This is a genomic window from Candidatus Poribacteria bacterium (assembly GCA_021295715.1).
Classification (GTDB): domain Bacteria; phylum Poribacteria; class WGA-4E; order WGA-4E; family WGA-3G; genus WGA-3G.
In genome coordinates, this window is record JAGWBV010000054.1 from 1 (window position 1) to 20,115 (window position 20,115).

Sequence of the window (20,115 nt, forward strand, 5' to 3'; positions counted from 1 at the left end):
CATAAGGGTGGATACATTCACAGAAAAACAAAACCTATCTGCTCTCAAATCAAGGAAAAACAATTAGCACAAGGCGTAGAATTACTAAACTTTGGACAATTTTAAGAATTCTCGTAGGATAGGTTGAGACCGATAGAAATACTTGCCCCTCCCCTATAAGACTGACTCTATAATGCCGCCCCGCTGGGGCTTCGCACTTGCGGATACACGGTTTCTACAGACATGCCGCCCCGTTGGGGCTGACCTTTGGTGGATCAAGTTCATTTTCGTGTGAGTTGTGTTTACGTAAAAAACTTTCAGAAAAATCAGAAATGCTTTGAAAACCGAGCAGGAACCCAACGGAAATTGTCCAAACTATAGTATAAATTAAAAGGAACACTTGGTGTGATAAACGAGGAGAGTCTTATACCTACAATTGAAAATCGGGGGTTCTATACCGGAGTTCGGTAAACGGTTCAAGCGTCGGGAAGGAGTTTAAAGGTGCGACGATGGATATCCGATGCGCCAAACTCGGAAATCGCCTGTCGATGTTGGGATGTGGGATACCCTTTGTGTTGCGAAAATCCGTAGTTGGGATAGGTGCGATCCAACTCAACCATGCGCCGGTCCCGAGTGATTTTGGCGACAATAGAGGCTGCGGCAATAGAATAACTTTTGCTATCGCCCTTCGGAATTGCTTCACCCTCAATTCCTGCGTCAGGTAAATTCAAGCCGTCAACAAGCAAGTAATCCGGGGATGGGGTCAGTTTTTCAACCGCCTCTCGCATCGCCAAAAGCGTCGCTTGAAGAACATTCAAACGATCAATAAGGCGATGATTAACGGAACCGACACCTATGGATACAGCAACGTCATGGATTTCGTTAAACAGAGAGGCACGTTGCTTCGGAGACAACTGCTTTGAATCTCGCAACCCTTTAATGCCGCAATTGATTGGTAAAATGACTGCTGCGGCAATGACGGGACCTGCCAATGCACCTCGACCCGCCTCGTCAATGCCAGCAATCTGTTTGTAGCCGTTTTGTTGGCATGCGAGTTCAAAAACGTTCATCTCCATCAGGTTATCTTCTACGTTCTTTGACGCGGGCAGCTCTTCCGGTCCGATCGCGTAGGTAATATAACTTCGCGCGACGAACAGCACCGTATCGAATCACCTGAATGCTTTCAATATTAGGAGAATGGAGAGGGAAAGTCCTTTCACTTCCAGCCCCGAATGCCACACGCCGAACCGTAAACGTCTCCTTTAATCCACCATGGGCACGGCGGATCACGGTGCCCTCATACGCCTGAATGCGTTCTTTCTGACCTTCACGGATACGAATATTCACCTTGACTACATCCCCAGGACCAAACTCAGGAATATCACTCTTCACATATTGATTTTCGACAGATTCAATTAAATTCATCTCTAATTCCTCCTTAGATAATATAACCCAAGCCACCTTATTGACATAGCACTCCTACGGAGTGCGGTGGGCCGGAATATACCGTTTTCTATAGACATATCACCCCTACGGGGTGGGGAAATGTCTGAAAAACCCTATTAAAACGTTCAGAATGTGTGAGTAGCAACTTGGGTTAATATAAGTGCTGATTTTTAATTTTTCCTTGCGGGTAAACGATGTAGGTTAGAACTTTAACGCACCTTTCCCAAGAGCCGCCTGCCCCGTTGTTGCAGGCTTAGTTCTCTCATTAATTTTCGTTCCATAATCCTGCTGCTCTGAGAATCGCTATATCCTCTTCGCTCAACTCCAATCTCTGAAGTAGATCCGGGCGGCACGCTGCTGTCCGTTTGAGTGCCTCCGCATACCGCCATTTCTCAATATTCTCGTGATGACCACTCAAAAGCACCTCAGGGACAGTGCTACCCCCGAATTCAGCAGGTCGCGTATAGTGTGGATGGTCGAGTAACTCATGGCTGAACGAATCGACATGTGCTGACTCGTAATCGCCGAGGGCACCGGGAAGGACACGCCCAATCGCATCAATCAAAACGAGCGCAGCAATTTCCCCACCGCTCAACACATAGTCACCAATAGAAATCTCAGTTGTCACCAACCGGTGGCGCACCCGTTCATCAACGCCTTTGTAGCGTCCACACAAAAGAATGAGGTGTGTTTCCAAGGAGAGGGACTCCACAACCGCTTGCGTTAAGGGATTCCCTTGTGGTGTCAAATAGACAACGTTTGCATTCGTTTCTGGATTCAACGTCGCGATCGCTGCGAAAATAGGTTCCGGCTTAAGAATCATTCCCGCGCCACCGCCATAAGGATAATCATCAACCGACTTATGTCTATCGGTTGCCCAATCCCGTAGGTTATAGAGATTGACAGTGAGTTTATCGGCGTCCTGAACACGCTTGAGGATGCCGGTGTTCAACGCTGGCGCGATTATCTCTGGAAACAGGGCAAGAACATCAATTCGCATTATATTGGCTTTCGGCTTTCAGCCATCAGTTAAAGAGAGGTCGATAGTTCTAAGGTCTTTTCTGACTGCTGAGTGCTGAAAGGAAAACCTGACAGGTTTTTCGTCCTGATTGCTATTCTCTAATCTCCGCGTCTGATTTCGGGTTTTCAATCAGTTCGAGAATAACCTTTTTGTTGGCTTGCAACCCCGCGGTATAGAGGACACTTCTTATCGCTTTAAGCGTTCGCCCATATCTACCGATAATCTTCCCCAGATCTTCCTCTGTGACAGTCACCTCAACGATAACGACCGTTTCGCCAGTTACTTCACGAACGACCACCTGGTCGGGATAATCAACGAGAGATTTTACGATGTATTCAATCAAATCTTTGAACATAGTTGACTTTCGGATTTCAGAAGAATGGCTATCGGCTGTCAGTCTTCGGAGACCGTCAGTTAAGAGGTATTCTGGTGAAATTACACCCTCTTGCTGACCACTGACTGCTTATTCTACAGTCTGTATCCCCAGAAGGCGTTGAATCGGGTCCTACTTTTCTTCGGACTCCTGGGTTTCCTCATCGGGTGTTGCTTCGTCGGACGAGGTGTCCGTTTCAGACGTTTCGTCCTGCGTCTCTGTAGGTTCGACTTCCTCCGTTTTTTCGACTTCTTCGACGACTTCACTCCCCGGCATGGGTTTTCCTAATTTTTCGTACTCGAATTTCATCAAAATCCCGTGCATGGTGAGTAATCGCTTTGCGGTATCGGAAGGTTGCGCGCCCCGCCGTAACCACTTTAAGGCTTTCTCTTCATCAATGACAATATCAGCGGGCTCCGTCATAGGATTGTAATGACCGAGGCGTTCCAAAAACACGCCATCCCGTTGGGCACGTGCATCCGCCGCGACAAGTCGATAAAAAGGACGTTTCTTTCTACCGTGTCGTTGTAATCTAATTCTAACTGCCAAAAAATACCTCCTTGGATTGGCTATCAGCCATCAAGTCGGGTTTTCTCATGAAGATTAAGAATTTAATCGGGTAATTTTTACCGATGCCTGGTGCGGTTAGGGTGAAAGACCCTACCGGGTCTGGGGGAACATGGAATTACCCAAATATTTTATTTAACTTCATCCGAAAACCCTTTCAGCCGTCAGTAAAGAGGTATTCGTTTAAGAAGCCCCTCTTGCTGATTGCTGACTGCTATTTAACTGCTCTATCGTGATTTGCGGCGTTTCCGTTTTCGTGGCTTCCTCGATGTCTGCCGTTTTAAACCCGGCAGAGCCCCCACTTTCCGTCCCATCTTTGGCATCGCCATCGCCGCCTGCTGGTTTAGCATACGATTCATCATTTGCAACTGCGAAACCAGCATGTTTATTTGATTTACTGTTGTTCCACTGCCTTTGGAAATGCGAAGCTTTCGACTTCTATCCAACATCCGGGGATTCTTACGCTCCTCAAGTGTCATTGAATGGATGATCGCTTTCGCGGTTCGCAAATGGCTTTCGTCGGGTGTAAGGTTTTGAACAGGCAACTGATTCTTAAAGGGCATCAGATCCATCAATTGATCTAAGGGTCCCATATTTTTAAGTTGTTCCAGCTGCGTGAGAAAATCGTCAAAATCTAAACCTTTGTTCTCTGTGAGTTTACGTTCAAGTTCTTTTGCCTGATCCTCGCTGAAAACTTCTTCCGCTTTTTCAAGCAAAGTTTGGAAATCGCCCTGTCCGAGAATACGCGAAGACATCCGTTCGGGATGAAATTCTTCTAACGCTGCGGCTTCAATTTTTTCACCGACACCGATGAACTTAATCGGTTTCTGTGTGACATGCCGAATAGAGAGCGCAGCCCCCCCACGAGCATCGCCATCCATTTTCGTGAGAATAACACCATCAATCTCCAAATCACTATTGAAATTCTCAGCGACATTCACGGCGTCCTGCCCGGTCATCGCATCAACGATAAGCAGGATCTCTGTCGGTTGAACCCGTTCTTTAATCTGCCGAAGTTCACCCATTAAGGTATCATCAACGTGTAAACGTCCAGCAGTATCAATAATGACACAGTTATGTCCGTGTGCTACAGCTTCCTTGACAGATGATTCAGCAATGTTAACAGGAGAGACCTCTGTCCCCATTGAGAATACCGGTGTCTCTGTCTGTTCTCCGAGAACTTGTAACTGCTTAATAGCGGCAGGTCGATACACATCCGCGGCAACAAGTAAGGGGTTACGCCCCTCTTTGCGAAATCTAAGTGCTAATTTCGCCGCGACAGTCGTTTTACCGGCACCTTGCAATCCTGCGAGCATAACGATTGTTGGACCGCCCGGTGCGATCTGGATCTTTTCGGCTTTTTCACCCATCAATTGGGTGAGTTCTTCGCCAATGATTCGAGCAATTTGCAGTTCTGGTGTCAGGCTACCGAGTACTTCTTGTCCGAGTGTGCGCACCTTAATTCGCTCTATAAACTCCCGCGTAACTTTATAGTTAACATCCGCTTCAAGAAAAGCACGACGCACCTCACGGAGGGTATCAGAGATATTGTTCTCTGTTAACTTCCCCTGTCCCTTGAGTCTTTTGAAAGTGTTTTGTAGCCTATCACTCAAGCTTTCAAACATTGTTCATGCGTCCTTTTTCGTAGGAATGAGATGTGCTTTTGGCACCGCGCTCGGTCCTAAAATGTGTAATTATGGATTCTGTTATCTAAAACGACCAAAATGTCTACAAATCGACACAAGTTCTGATTTGTAAATCCGCGTAACGACAACATAACACCTGATTATACAATTATAGCAAATTTTACGCCTGATGTCAAACTTTTTTTCATAGAGGCACTCAGTTCTTCTATAGAGGCGTTCCGATTTCCAACACTTTTTTCACACTTGATCTAAACCCATGTCTATGCTAAAATTATGGTTATGAAAATAGCAACCCTCACACAGCAGCAGCATAAATTTCCGTTTCGCTATCTCCTCATCCCTCTTATCTGTGCTTTAACTGTTCTCTATTGCGGATGCCAAGGCGAAACATTCAACCTCGATGTAGGCGGCACTTCAGAAATCATAGAGAAATCCGGTGAACTGACAGAAAATGAGGTATGGGACGGACGTATCTATATAACTGACACGCTTGTTGTCCCTAAAGGTATCACGTTGACGATCCGATCAGGCACTATTGTCGGCTTTGAACCGATAGATACGCCAAGCCACCTCATCGTGCATGGTGAGCTTTATGCAGAAGGCTCACCAGAGAGGATGATTGTTTTCGGTTCCTTGGGAAAATTGCGCGAGGACGACCAACCCCCTGAAACAGAGACGCACTTGACACCAGTGACATCAGATTTCGGGACAATGGGGATGGAAGAAAGCACCAGCACTGGGGTCCAGAAAACCACAACTGCCGATCCCCCAAAAGCGGGAGATTGGGCGGGAATTCGGATCGAAGCCGATAGTCCGAATAGCCGACTCACATATTGTCGTATCCAACACGCAACGGCTGGTATTACATGCCGAACAGATGCCGTCCAAATCGAAAGATGTTTATTCAGCGAAAACAACACAGGGGTGCTATCTGAAAATACCAGTCCAACCATTACGAGCAACGAATTTAATAGGAACGGCACAGGCACACAATTCCGTGGAAGCGCGTCATCGGATGTAGAATACAACGAGTTCACGGCTAACAATTACGGAATTATATGCGAAGATGATGCTCGACCTCGTATCCAGTATAATATACTTCGCGCCAATTACGAGAACGCTATCGTCTGCTATTCGACTGCATCCCCAGAGATCGTCTCGAATAACATAACGTTGAACGTCGGTTGGGCAGTCTACGACGGTGGTAGGCTCCGGGACAACTTTATTCAGGGTAATAAACAGATTGGACCTAACATCACCGAACTCGGCACCGGAACACAGAGCGATCAATTTTACGGTGTAGACGAAGCATTTGAACCGAGAAATTCTCCGGTAACAGAAGCCGGTGTGCCCCGCGAAAATTTCTAATGGAACGTCGATAGATGAACCGCTTCAAAGCCTATCTCGAACTTATCCGCTATCCGCTTTTCGCGATCCCGATAGTCGCAACACTCCCCGGCGCGCTCATCGCCAGTGACGGACATTTTACACGGCGCGTCGCGGCAGCACTGGTAATTGCACTCTGCGGCTACTTCGCGGGAATGATAAAGAACGACTATTTTCACCACGAAACAGACTCGCAGACGAATCCAGAACGTCCGCTTCCCTCGCAGCGATTGTCCCCGCAGCAGGCGATTGTCCCCGCGAGTGTTATCTACGGGTTATGTGTCATCGGCGGTTTCTGGCTCAATATTAGCACCGGCATTTTGGTGATGAGTTTAGTCGCTATCTCGCATCTCTACAACGCTATTTTTAAAGCGAAAGGGATCTTAGGGAGTCTCACGCTGCCTCTGGGAATTGGACTCCTAAGCGTCTTCGGGGCATTGGCAGTAAGCGGGAGTGTGCCGCGGTTGGTATGGTATGCCTTCGCCGCCACAACACTTTACGACTTCGGCACACATATCACCACGACCTTCAAAGACATCTCGCGGGATGAAGCACTCGGCATCGTAACGACTCCACTCCAGATTGGTATTCGCCCGGCACTTTTCCTCTCAGCGGTTGCTACAGTGCTGGCTTTTGCCATCGCCTTTTTGCCGTATTGGTTGGAGCCAGATCTCCATAAATCTTATATCGTTTGGGTAATCTTAGGCATCATCGCCACCGTTGGCACCCGTATTTCACTCTATCTGCAACCGAACGAGAAGAATGGCTATCTCGCGCTGAAAGGCTCGATGGTCGGCTCAATTCTCTTTTTTCCGTGTCTCATCGGAGCCCTGGTCCCAATCACCGTTTCCGCGGCAGTCATCGTGCCGTTGCTGTTCGCGACACTACTTTTGTTAAGAACAACGCGCCAAGAGGTTTAAGGCGTGACTTATCTCAAGAAAACTTAGGTCTCATTCTCTTCAAGAGATAAGAACCTAACAAAAAACCGATGGTCGCCCCAACGGGGTAATCATAGTGAGGTTAATAATTAAAGATATGAAAAATATTGTTTTACTGATCACCGATACCTTTCGGTATGACAATCTCGGCGAGCGGGCAAGACGTCCGATTCGCACGCCGATGTTGGATAGATTTGAGGCAGAACGCGCCACTGCTATCGACAAATTCTATATGAGTAGTTTCCCGACGGTGCCACACCGCACAGATATTATGACGGCGACAGTCGGGTGGCCCCACTATCCGTGGCAGCCCATCGATTTGAGCGGACGGAGCGTCATCTCGCAACTTCTCAGCGATCAGGGATACGCAACACAGCTTATCTGTGACACGCCACACCTGTTTAACGTGCGGTTCCAGCACTGTTTCGATGCGGCTTTCCAGCATCGTGGACAGGAAGGAGACAAACCACTTCTTCACCACAACGATGAAATAAAAATCGTTATGCCGAATGAGAAGACACGCCCGCACCCGTCATTCCGCGGACACACGCTGCCGAACACGCACCGCTGGACGAATCGCTACTACCAATATGAGTCGGAGACGTTCTCCGGTAGGACCTCCGAGACCACAATCCGATGGTTGGAGGAGAACCACCGTTCGGGTCCCTTCTTTCTCTGGGTAGATTTCTTCGATCCGCATGAACCGTGGGATCCGCCCGAATACCTCGTCAAACGCTACGATCCGGATTACACCGGTCCGCCGATGCTACATCCGAACTACGGTCTGTCGTCGCTCTTTACGGATGCCGAACTGCACAATCTCTGGGCACACTATGCAGGAGAGGCAGAACTCATCGACCGGCACATCGGACGGGTTCTGCAGAAGGTGGAAGATCTGGAGTTATGGGATGATACTCTTGTTGTTGTCCTGTCTGACCACGGCATGTCTATCGGCGAACACAGTAGAACAGGTAAATCCAATATCGACCCAGAGGATGAACGCTATTGGCCCACGTATCCGGAAATCAATCATGAGATGTTCCTGATTGCCGGTGGAGATGTGCCGAGCGGACAACATCTCGACCTCATCGCCCAACCGATGGACATCATGCCGACGCTCTGTGAATTGGCAGGCGTTACCTTGGATCCACCGAAACCGTTCGAGGGACGTTCCTTCGCACAGGCTCTCCGTAATGGCGGGACACAACATAGGGAATACGCCGTAACGGGTTGCAATATCGGGGCACCGGACGGAACTGTGCCACGTCGAGCAACAGTGCCGTTCCTCGTAACCGACCGCTGGGGATACGCCCCCGTCGGTGAATACGGTAGACCGGAACTCTTCGATCTACCCGCAGACCCGATAGCGGAGAACAACATCGCTGCGGATAACATGGAACTCGTCCAAGAGCTGCATGAAATGTTTATGGCGCATCTCACGGAGCATAACGCCCCTGAGAAGTTCCTTGATCTCTGGAAGGAAGAACCTTCTGGCGACGGACGCGGTAAATGGTCGATCGACTATCCTGACGATTCAGATGAATAAGACGGTCGAGGGTTAAAATTAAAAAAAGAGGCTTTAGGTCGTTTTTACCTAAAGCCTCTTTGCATGCTTTAACAAGGGCTTATCTACTCAAAAACCTCAAATTTCCCATCCTTAACAATCAAAACAGTTGGATCGTAGACTGCGTCTCATCGACATTTATAGTAAAGCCTATAATGACTTGGACGCTCTAAAGAGGCGAGGATACAATCCTCGCCAGCGGTGGTAGGGTCGTTGTTCACTGACGAACTGTCCACATATTTTTCGACTTTACTATAAAAACCTAAATTGCCACCTACTTATGAACATAGCACTCCGCTGGAGTGCAAGAGGTTGAACACACGATTTTCTATAGACATGCCACCCCGGTTCTTCAAACATGCAAAACCCATTCGTAGCAACTTGGGTTATAAAAGAGAATTTACCGAGGATCGTGTCAAAATCTTGAATCTTTGTATAGATCTTTATCCTCGAACTCACGTTGATTATCTACCTTCGGGTTTAGGTATTTCAGCGGACTTTCGACGATATAATCCCCTGAATCCTCAAGAAATTGCTGAACCAGAAACACATGTCCAGCACCGATAATTAACATAATTCGATCATCGGCAGATTCAATAATCCGCGCGAGGTTAACGAAAATCTTGAGATTTCTCTTGTACCAGTCCAACAACCAATTCAGTCCAACATATTGGTCTGCTACACCGATTTGGGCGAGTATGAGCGAGGGGAAAGTATTAATCTCGTGTAAAGCACGAATAGTTTCCTCCTGATTAAGAAAATGGATCATATCCGTCAGGCTTCCGCTCTCTTGGAGTTCTGCGAGTGTCGTGAGAGGTTTTTGTGCCATGGCTTGAACCATATCATCGGCTTTTTCCAGTAACTCGCTTTGATTATGCGCCATCGCGAAAGCTTCAACATCCACTGTTTTCTCCTCGTCTACCCTCTCAAACCAGTCAACACAATAGAGTTTTGAATGTCGCATTTTTTTCGCCAATGGAAGGCAAATTTGATTGAACTCACTTCTCCCCTGTTGATAAAGTCCATTCAGGTAATCTTGGTACTGTGCATTGATTTTAGCGTCAAGGCTTGTGTCTACCTCAATAGCTATCTTAGTCGGTCTGAATCGTGCAAGTTGTTCGACGAGTTGCTGAAGTTCGCGCTGCCCTTTGGGGGCTAAAACATCATGTGTGTCACAGCTGATTGTATCCACATCTGGATTTGCCATGTGATGACTGCCGAGAATCATGATGGTCGGTTTCATTTTCGCATTTTCTCCATTTCATACTTCAGGACTAATGTTATCTTGGGTTCCTGAGACAAGGATTCATAGGTGTCAATTTAGAGATTTTCACGGTATTTGGTCGCATCAGTCCCTACAAATGCCGCCCCGCTGGGGCTTGGATCTTTGGGGTCTCGCATGCTACACAAATGCCGTCCTTACGGGACTGAAGAGTCTATATTCTCATCGAATTTTACAGATGATCCGAAAGGTGTTTCCACCTGAGAACGCCCTTCTTGTTGTGATAAACACACCCATTATTCTAAAATTGAAGCCTATGGTGCGGTTAGGAACCGCATCTACCGGGCATGGAGGAAATTAGAATTACCGCTTTAAATACTGAAACATCATGAAACCTCGCCTACCAGTTGGAAGACGTTTTCAAACTTGCAGTTTACTGAAATGGCTATGTGTTCTGATAATTCACTACATCTCGGCTTTAAGAAGCAGGCGCGTCAAGCACGGCATCCAGTTGATCCATCACCTTATGGAACGCTTCGACGTAAAAGGACATCAACTCGATATCGTTGGGGGGATTAACATCAAAGATATAACAGTGCGAATCAATGAAATCAACGGCTCGCGGATAGTCATCCGTCTTATACTCGACAGTCGAATTGTTACATCGCCACGGGCAACCTGTTCCGTAACCGATCCGGTTTTGGAATATCTCTTGAGACGGCACAGGGAGACGTTGCCATTGTCCTGTTGGCACTCCTTCAGCTTGTAATGCCGCTTGGACTTTCTCACGCAGGGTTCGTGCAGGAATATCTAATCCCAACGCCTCTGGATCGAAACCAATGACATAGTTGTAATACACGGGTTCACACGCTTCTGGCGTAACCGGTGTTTCAATGCCGTCAATTTCATCAAGACACTCTGTGAGATAATGGCAATTTCGGATCCGCATGGCGTTGTTCAGGTCGAGCCGTTTGAGCTGGCTACGGATGAACGCCTGGCTGAACATATCTCCACGATACATCCATCCAAGCCCGTAAGCGTTGTATTCCTGTTCCTCGCGTTCCCGCCCGGGCACGACGATTTCTCCGAAATACTGCAACAACGCTGCGCGCTCGTAGATTTGCTCGTCATTTGTTGTGAACAAACCGCCTTGACACCCGCTACTTAGTGTCTTCGAGGCTTGCGTACTGTAACCCGCGGCATCGCCAAAGGATCCACACAGCTTGCCGTTATAATATGCCCCGTGCGCCTGCGCGACATCCTCAATGACTTTCAAGTCGTGCTTCTTCGCAATCTCCAAAATCGGGTCCATATCGGCGGGCATACCGTGGATATGAACCGGCAGAATCGCGCGAGTCCGCTCCGTGATTTTCGCTTCGATTTCGTTGGGATCAATACAGTAAGTTATGGGGTCAATATCAACAAAGACGGGGATAGCGTTGTGCTGGAGAACAGCGGCGGCTGTTGCCCAGAAAGTGAAGGCGGGAATAATGACCTCATCTCCCGGTTCGATACCAACCCCTGCGACACACAGATGCAACGCAGCCGTCCCGCTGTTGACAGGGATACAATACTCGACATCCATGTATTCTGCCCATTCGTTTGCGAGACCTTCAGATTGGATCCGTTGCTGTTCCGTGATTTTTTCGGCGGCGATCACCTCGGCAATCGCGTCCTTATCGGATTGCGTAACCTCTGGCCACGGTTGAATTAATCCGTCGGGAACAGTCCGTTTACCACCATACATAGCGAGTTTTGCTGCCATGAGCGACCTCCTTCTAAGGTTTTGAAGGCAGTATCTTCTTGTGGAAGGGAATTGCGCGTAATACTCGCTAGGCATCTAAAATCTTTAACGCTTTACTATTTATTTACCTCACGAAACCGCGGTAGCGGATACTATCGCTTCCCAAAACAAGAAAGTAGAGAGCGGATTTACCTCTTTGTGAACTACCTATGTTATCCAATAGTTAGAGCTCTGTTAATTTGGGAACGTGTTCATCCTCATAGTTCTTAATAAGTGTGCCAACGAAATGCAGTAAGGGAGCCACAGGGTGATTTTCCTCCCCTACTATATCAAGCAAATCGTCGAGTCGCGCTGCGAGCTGTTGATATTCAGTTTCTGTTAATGAAACAAGTAGATGAGTCTCGTTTCGGCTTACGAAGTCAATTAAATCACATAACATCGCAACAGTCGGTTGCAATTTGCATTTGCCTCGCGGGTGAAAAGCAACAGGGGTTTCAATTGGAGATACATCTTGCGTGGTTTCTGTTTTGGGAACCATAGTCTACTCCTTCCACTTTCCTTTATCGTACTCGGCATGTGTTAACACATGCCGAATGTAGATTCTCTCTTCATCATATCTCATAGAAACGATGAGGCGTGCGTTATTACCAGCAATATTGAAAATTGTAAATTTTCCTATCCGAGAGACCTGAGGAAATACAGAACGCAATTCTACAAACGAACTGAAACTTCTTTCCCGCACCAAATGATACCAACGGGTGAGTGATGGTCGCGTATTTGGATGCCTTTGTGCAAATTCAATGAGGCGGTCTTGCCGAACAATTTCCATCGGAGTTTCTTAGAACTACCTGTTTTACACCCCATAGTGCTTCCTAAGTGCAGTGTTCTATCGCCTTTGGGATCCGTTTTAAAACTTCGTTTTTACCGAGCAGCACAACAATATCAAAGAGACTCGGACCGAACGATGTCCCTGTCAGTGCGATCCGCAACGCTTGCATCGCTGCGACACGTTTGATGTTGTTCTCATCTGTGTACTTCCAAATTGCCGCTTCAATTGTTTCTATATCAAAGGTAGGGATCTCTTCCAAGATCTGTGAAACATTCGTCAGAATCTCGCGGGTTTTCTGTTTTTTCTCTTCTGAGTTTCCCCACCATTTCTTCACCGCTTTCGATTCATACTCGAATGCGTCGGTAAAGAAATAGGAGGTCTGTGGGACGATATCTTGAAGTGTCGTCAAGCGTTCACCCACTGCTTCCACAATGCCTTCCAGCCAGTCCCGATCTCCAATTGAATGATTCAATAAACCTACTTCCTGCCAGAATGGGATGACCGCATCCGTCCGTGCCGTTACATTTAGTTGATTAATATAGTGGGAATTGAGCCACTCCAGTTTCTTAATATCAAAAACGCTCCCACTCTTTCCAACCCGCCCAAGATCGAATTTTCCGATGAGTTCATCAACAGAAAAAATTTCCTGTTTATCGTCGTAGGACCAGCCGAGACGAACAACGAAATTTAGCATTGCTTCAGGTAAATACCCCTGCTCACGGTAGCGGTTAACAGCGACAAGGTCGCCGTGGTGTCGTTTGCTCATCTTCCTTCCACTACTATCCAACACCAGTGGAATATGCGCAAACTGAGGAACACTTAAATCAAGGGCATTCGCGATTGCAATTTGTTTCGGTGTATTATTGAGATGCTCTGTTCCCCGAATGACGTGCGTTATCTGCATCTCCGCATCGTCGATAATTGAGGTAAGATTGTAGTTCGGCATCCCGTTTGAACGCACAATTACTTCATCTTCTAAGGTAGCAGGATCAATATTCCGAGAGCCGAGGATGATGTCATCAACACGGATTGGGGTGTCAGGCATTTTGATGCGCACGGTCGGCTTTCTACCGTCTGCTACGAAACGTTCAACGGCTTCTGCGGTTAAATCTCGGCATCTCCCATCGTAGGACCGCGTTTGTTTATTGGCGCGCGCTTGTGTGCGAATCTCCTCTAATTCTTCCGGCGTGCAATAGCAGTGGTATGCGTTGCCGTCCTCAAGCAGCTGCGAGACGTATCTGCCATAGATATTTCGCCGCTCCGACTGGACGTATTGCTCGTCCCAATTGATGCTCAACCACTTCAATGCATCATAGATTTCCTGCATGGATTCATCCGTGGAACGCGCCGTATCGGTATCGTCAATTCGGAGGATGAATGTGCCGTTGTGGTGCTTGGCGAACAGATAGTTGAACAGTGCTGTTCGTGCACCGCCGATGTGTAAGTAACCAGTGGGCGAGGGTGCCATCCGCACTCGGACTGGGTCTCTCACAACGGTTGTTACTCCGCCTGGTGTGTCGTTCATTACTGCCCTCTCTGAATCTTCGCCCAGCTATCCCGTAGTGGGACAGTGCGATTGAATACTAATTTCTCTGATGTTGTATCTGGATCCAGGCAAAAATAGCCCATCCGGAGGAATTGATACCGGTCTTCCGGTGTCGCATCAACGAGACTCGGTTCAACTTTGCAATCGCTTAGAATCTCTAAGGAGTTGGGATTGAGGAATTGCATCCAGTCTGCTCCATCTGCTGCGCTCTCGGGTTCACGTTCTGTAAAGAGCGAATCGTAGAGGCGGACCTCGGTATCAACAGCGTGTTCGGCAGAGACCCAATGCAATGTGCCTCTCACCTTGCGTCCGTCTTCCGACCAGCCCCCACGTGTATCGGGATCATAGGTGCAGTGAATCTGAACAATTTCGCCGTTTTCGTCTTTAACGACCCGTTCACACTGAATATAATAGGCGTGCTTAAGCCGCACCTCTCGTCCTGGAGCCAATCTGAAGAACTTCCGTGGCGGATCCTCCATAAAATCTTCTCGTTCAATATAGATTTCCCGCGAAAACGGGATCTGCCGTGTCCCGGCGTTCTCGTCTTCCGGATTATTTTCAGCGTCGAACATCTCGACCTGTCCCTCTGGGTAGTTGTCGATAATAACCTTAACCGGATTGAGAACCGCCATGACACGAGGGGCGCGACGATTTAAATCATCACGAATAGAGTATTCGAGTTGCCCCATCTCAATGAGATTATCCGCCTTAGAAACGCCGATGCGGTTGCAAAAATCCCGGATAGCCTCCGGCGTATACCCACGGCGACGCATCCCAGAGAGCGTCGGCAATCGCGGATCGTCCCATCCGCTGACATGCCCTTCCTCAACGAGGATTTTGAGTTTCCGTTTGCCCAACACAGTATAGGTGAGATTCAGCCGTGCGAATTCAATCTGTCGAGGCTGATAAATCTCCAGCGACTCTAAAAACCAGTCATAGAGCGGACGATGGTCTTCAAACTGAACATCACAGAGTGAGTGCGTCACACCTTCTATCGAGTCGGATTGTCCGTGGGTAAAATCGTAGGTGGGATAGATGCACCAGTCATCGCCCTGACGATGGTGATGCGCGCGGAGGATACGGTACATCACAGGATCGCGCATATTCACATTCGGACTCGACATATCAATTTTTGCGCGGAGTGTGCGGAAACCGTCAGGGAATTCACCTTCTCGCATTCCACGGAACAATGCCAGATTTTCCTCAATGGACCGGTCGCGATAAGGGCTGTCTTTCCCCGGTTCGACCAAAGTGCCGCGATAGGTGCGCATCTGCTCCGGTGTCAAATCACAGACGTAGGCTTTCCCTTTCTCTATGAGTTTGACGGCATACCCGTAGAGTGTCTCAAAATAGTCCGAAGCGTGATATTCTCGATCTTTCCAATCGAATCCGAGCCAATGGACATCCTGCTTGATTCCTTCTACGTACTCGCTATCTTCTGTGAGGGGATTGCTGTCATCAAACCGTAAATTGTAAAGTCCGCCGAAATCTTCGGCAATACCGAAACTGATACAGATAGCCTTGGCGTGTCCGATATGGAGGTAACCGCTCGGTTCTGGCGGGAATCGGGTATGCACCCTACCATCATACCTATTTGCCTTGAGATCTTCCTCAATCGCTTGACGAATAAAGTTTGTATCAGAGGAGTTGTTAGCGTTTTCTTTTAAATGGGGATCAGAATGCTTCATATGTTATACCGTGTCGTATATGCTGTTGGGCGTGTTACAGAGACTACCGCTCTCAAGAAGCGATATGTTTATAGAGGTTGGAACGTCTTCTTTAAATAATTATACTCTCAAAACATGATAAAGTCAAGATTTTCAGATGTTCCACCAAGGTCATTTATGGTGAATTCTAAAAATAAGTAGACCCTTCTCGGTACGACGTGCGATGAATCGCACGACTACGAACGGGTGTTTGTTAAGGGATAGGTGTCTACATAATTCTAAACTTTACTATAGTTTTTCTGTAGGAGGGGGAAACGCCCAAGCAAAAACACCCCGATTCCCGACTTTTGCTGATCGCTATAGTCCTGCAAATCCTTGAATCCTGCAAATATCGGTCCAGACAACTTCCGAACTTTCGGACACTTCTCAACTTCCTGACCACTGGTGGAAACCGACTGCTGACCGCCAACAAATCCTGATTCAGACGACGCTCTGAAAAATTATGCAACCTTTTTGCCTTTCAGTTGTATCTAATAGATAAAAAGTGTTCCTTTCTGATGTTATAGTGGATGCTGTAATTATTTTTACACCAAACTCGGTGCGGTTAGAAACCGCACCTACCGGGGGTGTGCAGATATTTTCGGGCTTTACTATAAAAATTACGTTTCTTCCATCAAACTCACGTTGGGCAGTGTCTGAAAAACACACCATGCCCGCGTAAAAAATAGGCAAAGGCACCCACTATTCAAGGATTTCCGCGACACAGCACTCATAACAAGCGAATTTGTGAGTGTGGCATTGTTCTTGCAGCGTTAAAGCAAAAAGAACCTTACAACAAGGTTCTAAAGATGTCTCATTCACTGGAACACGAAATTAAATTATTCCTTTTTTGCTAAAAAGTGTAACTTTTTCGGTAGAATTCCCGTTTATATGCTGTGTTGAAATATATATTCATTTTTTTTGATAATCTATTTATACTAACTACTTTAGAAAGGGGTAGAATTATGAAATCCACTGATGTACGCAAGAATCATCCATCCTTATACGAAACAGCTTTGTGCATCGCGATTGCGAAAGCGCGTCAAGACGAATTACGCTGGGAACTTTTCATTGATAATTTGTCCCAGATTTGTGATACATTCGCCTACCAGATTGAAACTAAAGGCACTGCCCTTTCTAAGCAATCTAAGCAATCATAGCACTAATCCGTTTCCGTATTGCTGCCGGAACTGTCTTCAATCAAACCGACTCTTGGAGTTTTGGATGGTTCCGAAAGATCTTCACAAGAGAGCGGACTAACTTTTCGGGATCGTGGCGAATAACGTTCATCTGAACGCCGCCTAACCATGTGCCAAATTCAGTGACGACCATATCCCGAATGAGGTCCGCCTCAATCACACTAATTCCCTGTGCCTCAAGAGTTTCCTGCTCACGATTATAAGAGACTTGCACCTTTGACGCATCTGCGACTTGCATCGTCTCAACAGACAAGGACGAGATATCTTTTGCCAAGTCGAGCACGTCCATGAGGTGCTGCGTATCTTCATAGAGCATCGAAAGCCCTTCCTCGGAAAGCGAGCGGATGCGAGTCAACTGCGAAACTAATTCCTTCCGGACATACTCTTGCATGATTTCTGTTGGAGCGGGTTGGTTATTCACCACGACGTAATTGATCGGAATCCTGGCGTGGTCCAAAATAGCATTAACGTGATCCGTGACGGCATAACCATCAGTTTCCCCGGGTTGTGTCATAACGTTACAGACATAGATTTTAATCGCGTCTGAACGCTGAATCGTTTCGACGATGCCTTTGATAACCAGATTTGGCATAATACTGGTGTAAAGGCTTCCGGGACCAATGATAATTACGTCGGCGTTAATTAGTGCTTCCACCGCGCCTTCATGCGCTTGACATTCATAGACTTCATCGGGAGAATGATGCGTCTTCCCGTTCTCGCGAGGTTCAAAAAAGACGCGCTTAATCGGTTCACGGTTTTCCCGGACGGGTATCGTGGATTCACCTCGAACAATATCTCCGTCTGCGAGTTCCGCACACAAAACGGTATAATCCAACGTAACAGGAATAATTTGCCCACGAACCGAGAGTAATCTTGATGCCGCCTGAATTGCTTTCGGGAAGTTTCCTTCAAACTTTTCCGTGAGTGCTGTTAGCAAGAGATTTCCGACAGTATGTCCACCGAGTTCACCATTGCTCGAAAAGCGATATTCAAAAAGTCCTGCGAGTTCATCAGCATCGGATAACGTGAACAGGAGTCTACGGATATCGCCGGGTGGGAGCATGTCAAACTCTTCAACAAGCCGCCCTGAACTTCCACCATCATCAGAAACGGTAACAATTGCCGCCAAGCTATCCAAATCAATAAGGTGATCTCTACCCTTCTCCAGATCGGCATAGTGTTTAATGCCGCTCAGCAAAGCGGATAAACCACTTCCGCCTCCGATGCAGGCAAGTTTCAAAGCCATAATTTCTCCAAACTGAATCGCGGACATCTTAACAATTAACTGGTAGCACCCAAGGGTTCCGCGGAATATATTCTCCCTACAAGGTTTTACGATAAATCATAATAAATAACGCAGTTAACGCGGATTTTGTTTCATTAACATCGTTAGTGTTTCAAGCGTCTCGTCACACAACTGCTCCGCCACAGCGAAAGTCGGTGCCTCACTAAAAATCCGAATTACAGGCTCCGTGCCGGATGGACGGATGTTCACCCATCGGTCATCCCAGACGCGTTTGACACCGTCCGTTAGTTCGAGTTGCGGTTCTGCTTCAGCGTCACTGGCTTCTTTATAAACCTCCAAAGCGAGATCCACAAGACGTGTTGCAAGCGCGTGCGACGGAATTTCTAATTTCTTGCGGCACATCTGATATTGCGGTATGTTCTCCACAAGCTGCGTTACCGACACACCAGATTCAGCGAGATATTGTGCGATCGCTGCAATAGAAGCCATGCCATCCGTCGTGTAGTGAATATTAGGATAGATAACGCCGCCAGTGCCTTCACCACCGATAGCTGCATTAGTCTCGTGCATCTTCTCAACAACCCAACCGACACCGACTTTCGTTCGGTGGAGCACAACACCATGATTCGCTGCAATATCATCCAACATTCGACTCGTTGATACCGTCGCAACGACATCGCCTTTCGTTTTACTCAGCATAAAATCAGCGATAAACGCGAGCGTCCATTCACCGCTCAATGGAACCCCACGCTCTGTAACAACGACGAGCCGATCCGCATCCGCGTCGTGGGCAAAGCCAATATCAGCACCAGAAGCAAGAACCGTTTTACAAAGGGCGTCTAACGCCTCAGGTGTAGGTTCGGCAGGGCGGCGAAAATGCCCATCCGCGACACAGTTAAGTTCAACAACGCGACAACCGAGTTTCCGCAAGAGGGACGGACTTATCACACTTCCTGCACCGTTGCCAGAATCAATTACGACCTTCAACTCGGCTTTTCGGATTAAATCCGGTGCCAACCAAGGGGAACACAGAATTTGATCGAGATGATAACCGACTGCATCTTCACAGGTTTCAAACGTTCCTTGTTCGTTCCAAGGGGCAAGTGCGAAATCCTCTGTTTCGTAAATCTGCATCAATGTGTCTCGTTCTACCTGTGTCAAAAGGCGTCCTGAAGCAGCCGCAAATTCGATCCCGTTCCACGCGACAGGATTATGGCTGGCTGTAATTGTAATACTTCCTTGTGCCCCGAGAGCTTTCGCCATTAGGAGTATCGTGGGCGTTGGACAAAGCCCTACATCAATGATGTGACAGCCTGTGGCGAAAAGCCCAGCAAGGACCGCATGTCGGATCATCGGACTGGAAGTTCGGGAATCCCTGCCAATCACCACTGTTCTACCACCGACAAAGGTGCCGAACGCCATTGCAAATTGCGTAATGATTCGGACATCGAGCGAAACACCCACCTCACCACGAACGCCTGAAACACTCACTATCGGTTTTTCTGCCTTGCCCATACAATCCTCTCTGTAGCCTTTATGCAGCGTGCCATTAGGTGTCAATTTAGGGACTTCATAGCACACTGGAGGTTATAAACATGCTGCCCTTACAGGGCTCGTGGGGTTTGTTGACCCACACGCCTATAAACATTGTGAAGAAACACCCAAGCAAATAAACCCTACGGGACTAAAGATACAAACCTACC

General features: G+C 47.6%; 18 protein-coding genes. 4 read left to right on the forward strand and 14 right to left on the reverse strand.

Annotated features, from left to right (window positions below):
* Positions 1-455: 455 nt before the first annotated feature.
* The 6 genes from J4G07_14035 to ffh form a co-directional block, all read right to left on the reverse strand.
* The gene (locus tag J4G07_14035) at positions 456-1,055 is read right to left on the reverse strand and encodes a ribonuclease HII (protein MCE2415114.1); all 600 of its coding nucleotides are present in this window, start codon (positions 1,053-1,055) and stop codon (positions 456-458) included.
* Between the two features lie 4 nt (positions 1,056-1,059).
* Complete coding sequence (gene rplS / locus J4G07_14040) at positions 1,060-1,404, reverse strand: 50S ribosomal protein L19 (GenBank protein MCE2415115.1); 345 nt, start codon at positions 1,402-1,404, stop codon at positions 1,060-1,062.
* A 286-nt stretch (positions 1,405-1,690) separates the two neighbouring features.
* Positions 1,691-2,425 carry a tRNA (guanosine(37)-N1)-methyltransferase TrmD gene (gene trmD, locus J4G07_14045; GenBank protein ID MCE2415116.1) on the reverse strand — a complete coding sequence of 245 codons (735 nt, stop codon included), beginning with the start codon at positions 2,423-2,425 and terminating at the stop codon, positions 1,691-1,693.
* Between the two features lie 112 nt (positions 2,426-2,537).
* Positions 2,538-2,801, reverse strand: a complete 264-nt coding sequence (locus tag J4G07_14050) for a KH domain-containing protein (protein MCE2415117.1) — start codon at positions 2,799-2,801, stop codon at positions 2,538-2,540.
* A 150-nt stretch (positions 2,802-2,951) separates the two neighbouring features.
* Positions 2,952-3,368, reverse strand: coding sequence for a 30S ribosomal protein S16 (gene rpsP, locus J4G07_14055; GenBank protein ID MCE2415118.1), 417 nt, complete (start codon positions 3,366-3,368; stop codon positions 2,952-2,954).
* A gap of 245 nt (positions 3,369-3,613) precedes the next feature.
* Positions 3,614-5,011: a signal recognition particle protein gene (gene ffh, locus J4G07_14060; protein MCE2415119.1), complete on the reverse strand. Its 1,398-nt coding sequence runs from the start codon at positions 5,009-5,011 to the stop codon at positions 3,614-3,616.
* A 300-nt stretch (positions 5,012-5,311) separates the two neighbouring features.
* Between ffh and J4G07_14065 the strand changes: the two genes are divergently transcribed.
* The 3 genes from J4G07_14065 (at position 5,312) to J4G07_14075 (ending at position 8,902) form a co-directional block, all read left to right on the forward strand.
* Positions 5,312-6,400 carry a right-handed parallel beta-helix repeat-containing protein gene (locus J4G07_14065; GenBank protein MCE2415120.1) on the forward strand — a complete coding sequence of 363 codons (1,089 nt, stop codon included), beginning with the start codon at positions 5,312-5,314 and terminating at the stop codon, positions 6,398-6,400.
* A gap of 14 nt (positions 6,401-6,414) precedes the next feature.
* Positions 6,415-7,338, forward strand: coding sequence for a UbiA family prenyltransferase (locus J4G07_14070; protein MCE2415121.1), 924 nt, complete (start codon positions 6,415-6,417; stop codon positions 7,336-7,338).
* A gap of 115 nt (positions 7,339-7,453) precedes the next feature.
* Positions 7,454-8,902, forward strand: coding sequence for a sulfatase (locus J4G07_14075; GenBank protein ID MCE2415122.1), 1,449 nt, complete (start codon positions 7,454-7,456; stop codon positions 8,900-8,902).
* Between the two features lie 433 nt (positions 8,903-9,335).
* Here J4G07_14075 and J4G07_14080 read toward each other — a convergent pair whose 3' ends face one another.
* The 6 genes from J4G07_14080 to J4G07_14105 form a co-directional block, all read right to left on the reverse strand.
* Positions 9,336-10,163 carry a hypothetical protein gene (locus J4G07_14080; GenBank protein ID MCE2415123.1) on the reverse strand — a complete coding sequence of 276 codons (828 nt, stop codon included), beginning with the start codon at positions 10,161-10,163 and terminating at the stop codon, positions 9,336-9,338.
* A 457-nt stretch (positions 10,164-10,620) separates the two neighbouring features.
* A complete protein-coding gene (locus J4G07_14085) occupies positions 10,621-11,907 on the reverse strand; it encodes a DegT/DnrJ/EryC1/StrS family aminotransferase (protein ID MCE2415124.1) in 1,287 nt (428 codons plus the stop codon).
* Positions 11,908-12,109: 202 nt separating this feature from the next.
* Entirely contained in the window at positions 12,110-12,325 is a 216-nt protein-coding gene (locus J4G07_14090) for a hypothetical protein (GenBank protein MCE2415125.1), read from the reverse strand.
* Between the two features lie 102 nt (positions 12,326-12,427).
* Positions 12,428-12,715 (reverse strand): type II toxin-antitoxin system HigB family toxin, encoded by a 288-nt coding sequence (locus J4G07_14095; protein ID MCE2415126.1) that lies wholly within the window; start codon positions 12,713-12,715, stop codon positions 12,428-12,430.
* A gap of 43 nt (positions 12,716-12,758) precedes the next feature.
* Positions 12,759-14,240, reverse strand: coding sequence for a glutamate--tRNA ligase (locus J4G07_14100; protein ID MCE2415127.1), 1,482 nt, complete (start codon positions 14,238-14,240; stop codon positions 12,759-12,761).
* Positions 14,240-15,949 (reverse strand): glutamine--tRNA ligase/YqeY domain fusion protein, encoded by a 1,710-nt coding sequence (locus J4G07_14105; protein MCE2415128.1) that lies wholly within the window; start codon positions 15,947-15,949, stop codon positions 14,240-14,242. The genes J4G07_14100 and J4G07_14105 overlap by 1 nt, the downstream gene beginning before the upstream one ends.
* 983 nt (positions 15,950-16,932) lie before the next feature.
* On the opposite strand from J4G07_14105, the gene J4G07_14110 reads away from it, so the two are divergent.
* A complete protein-coding gene (locus tag J4G07_14110) occupies positions 16,933-17,127 on the forward strand; it encodes a hypothetical protein (protein MCE2415129.1) in 195 nt (64 codons plus the stop codon).
* Positions 17,128-17,167: 40 nt separating this feature from the next.
* Here the strand turns inward: J4G07_14110 and J4G07_14115 are convergent, their stop codons facing one another.
* The gene (locus J4G07_14115) at positions 17,168-18,412 is read right to left on the reverse strand and encodes a YvcK family protein (protein ID MCE2415130.1); all 1,245 of its coding nucleotides are present in this window, start codon (positions 18,410-18,412) and stop codon (positions 17,168-17,170) included.
* A 114-nt stretch (positions 18,413-18,526) separates the two neighbouring features.
* Positions 18,527-19,972: a phosphoglucosamine mutase gene (glmM, locus tag J4G07_14120; protein MCE2415131.1), complete on the reverse strand. Its 1,446-nt coding sequence runs from the start codon at positions 19,970-19,972 to the stop codon at positions 18,527-18,529.
* Positions 19,973-20,115 lie beyond the last annotated feature (143 nt).

Coding starts and splice junctions, on each gene's coding strand:
- J4G07_14100 (MCE2415127.1), bottom strand. CDS start 14,240: ATGAACGACACACCAGGCGGAGTAACAACCGTTGTGAGAGACCCAGTC.
- trmD (MCE2415116.1), bottom strand. CDS start 2,425: ATGCGAATTGATGTTCTTGCCCTGTTTCCAGAGATAATCGCGCCAGCG.
- J4G07_14105 (MCE2415128.1), bottom strand. CDS start 15,949: ATGAAGCATTCTGATCCCCATTTAAAAGAAAACGCTAACAACTCCTCT.
- J4G07_14095 (MCE2415126.1), bottom strand. CDS start 12,715: ATGGAAATTGTTCGGCAAGACCGCCTCATTGAATTTGCACAAAGGCAT.
- J4G07_14115 (MCE2415130.1), bottom strand. CDS start 18,412: ATGGCTTTGAAACTTGCCTGCATCGGAGGCGGAAGTGGTTTATCCGCT.
- ffh (MCE2415119.1), bottom strand. CDS start 5,011: ATGTTTGAAAGCTTGAGTGATAGGCTACAAAACACTTTCAAAAGACTC.
- J4G07_14035 (MCE2415114.1), bottom strand. CDS start 1,055: ATGGAGATGAACGTTTTTGAACTCGCATGCCAACAAAACGGCTACAAA.
- J4G07_14090 (MCE2415125.1), bottom strand. CDS start 12,325: ATGTTATGTGATTTAATTGACTTCGTAAGCCGAAACGAGACTCATCTA.
- J4G07_14075 (MCE2415122.1), top strand. CDS start 7,454: ATGAAAAATATTGTTTTACTGATCACCGATACCTTTCGGTATGACAAT.
- rplS (MCE2415115.1), bottom strand. CDS start 1,404: ATGAATTTAATTGAATCTGTCGAAAATCAATATGTGAAGAGTGATATT.
- J4G07_14065 (MCE2415120.1), top strand. CDS start 5,312: ATGAAAATAGCAACCCTCACACAGCAGCAGCATAAATTTCCGTTTCGC.
- J4G07_14070 (MCE2415121.1), top strand. CDS start 6,415: ATGAACCGCTTCAAAGCCTATCTCGAACTTATCCGCTATCCGCTTTTC.
- J4G07_14085 (MCE2415124.1), bottom strand. CDS start 11,907: ATGGCAGCAAAACTCGCTATGTATGGTGGTAAACGGACTGTTCCCGAC.
- J4G07_14050 (MCE2415117.1), bottom strand. CDS start 2,801: ATGTTCAAAGATTTGATTGAATACATCGTAAAATCTCTCGTTGATTAT.
- J4G07_14080 (MCE2415123.1), bottom strand. CDS start 10,163: ATGAAACCGACCATCATGATTCTCGGCAGTCATCACATGGCAAATCCA.
- J4G07_14110 (MCE2415129.1), top strand. CDS start 16,933: ATGAAATCCACTGATGTACGCAAGAATCATCCATCCTTATACGAAACA.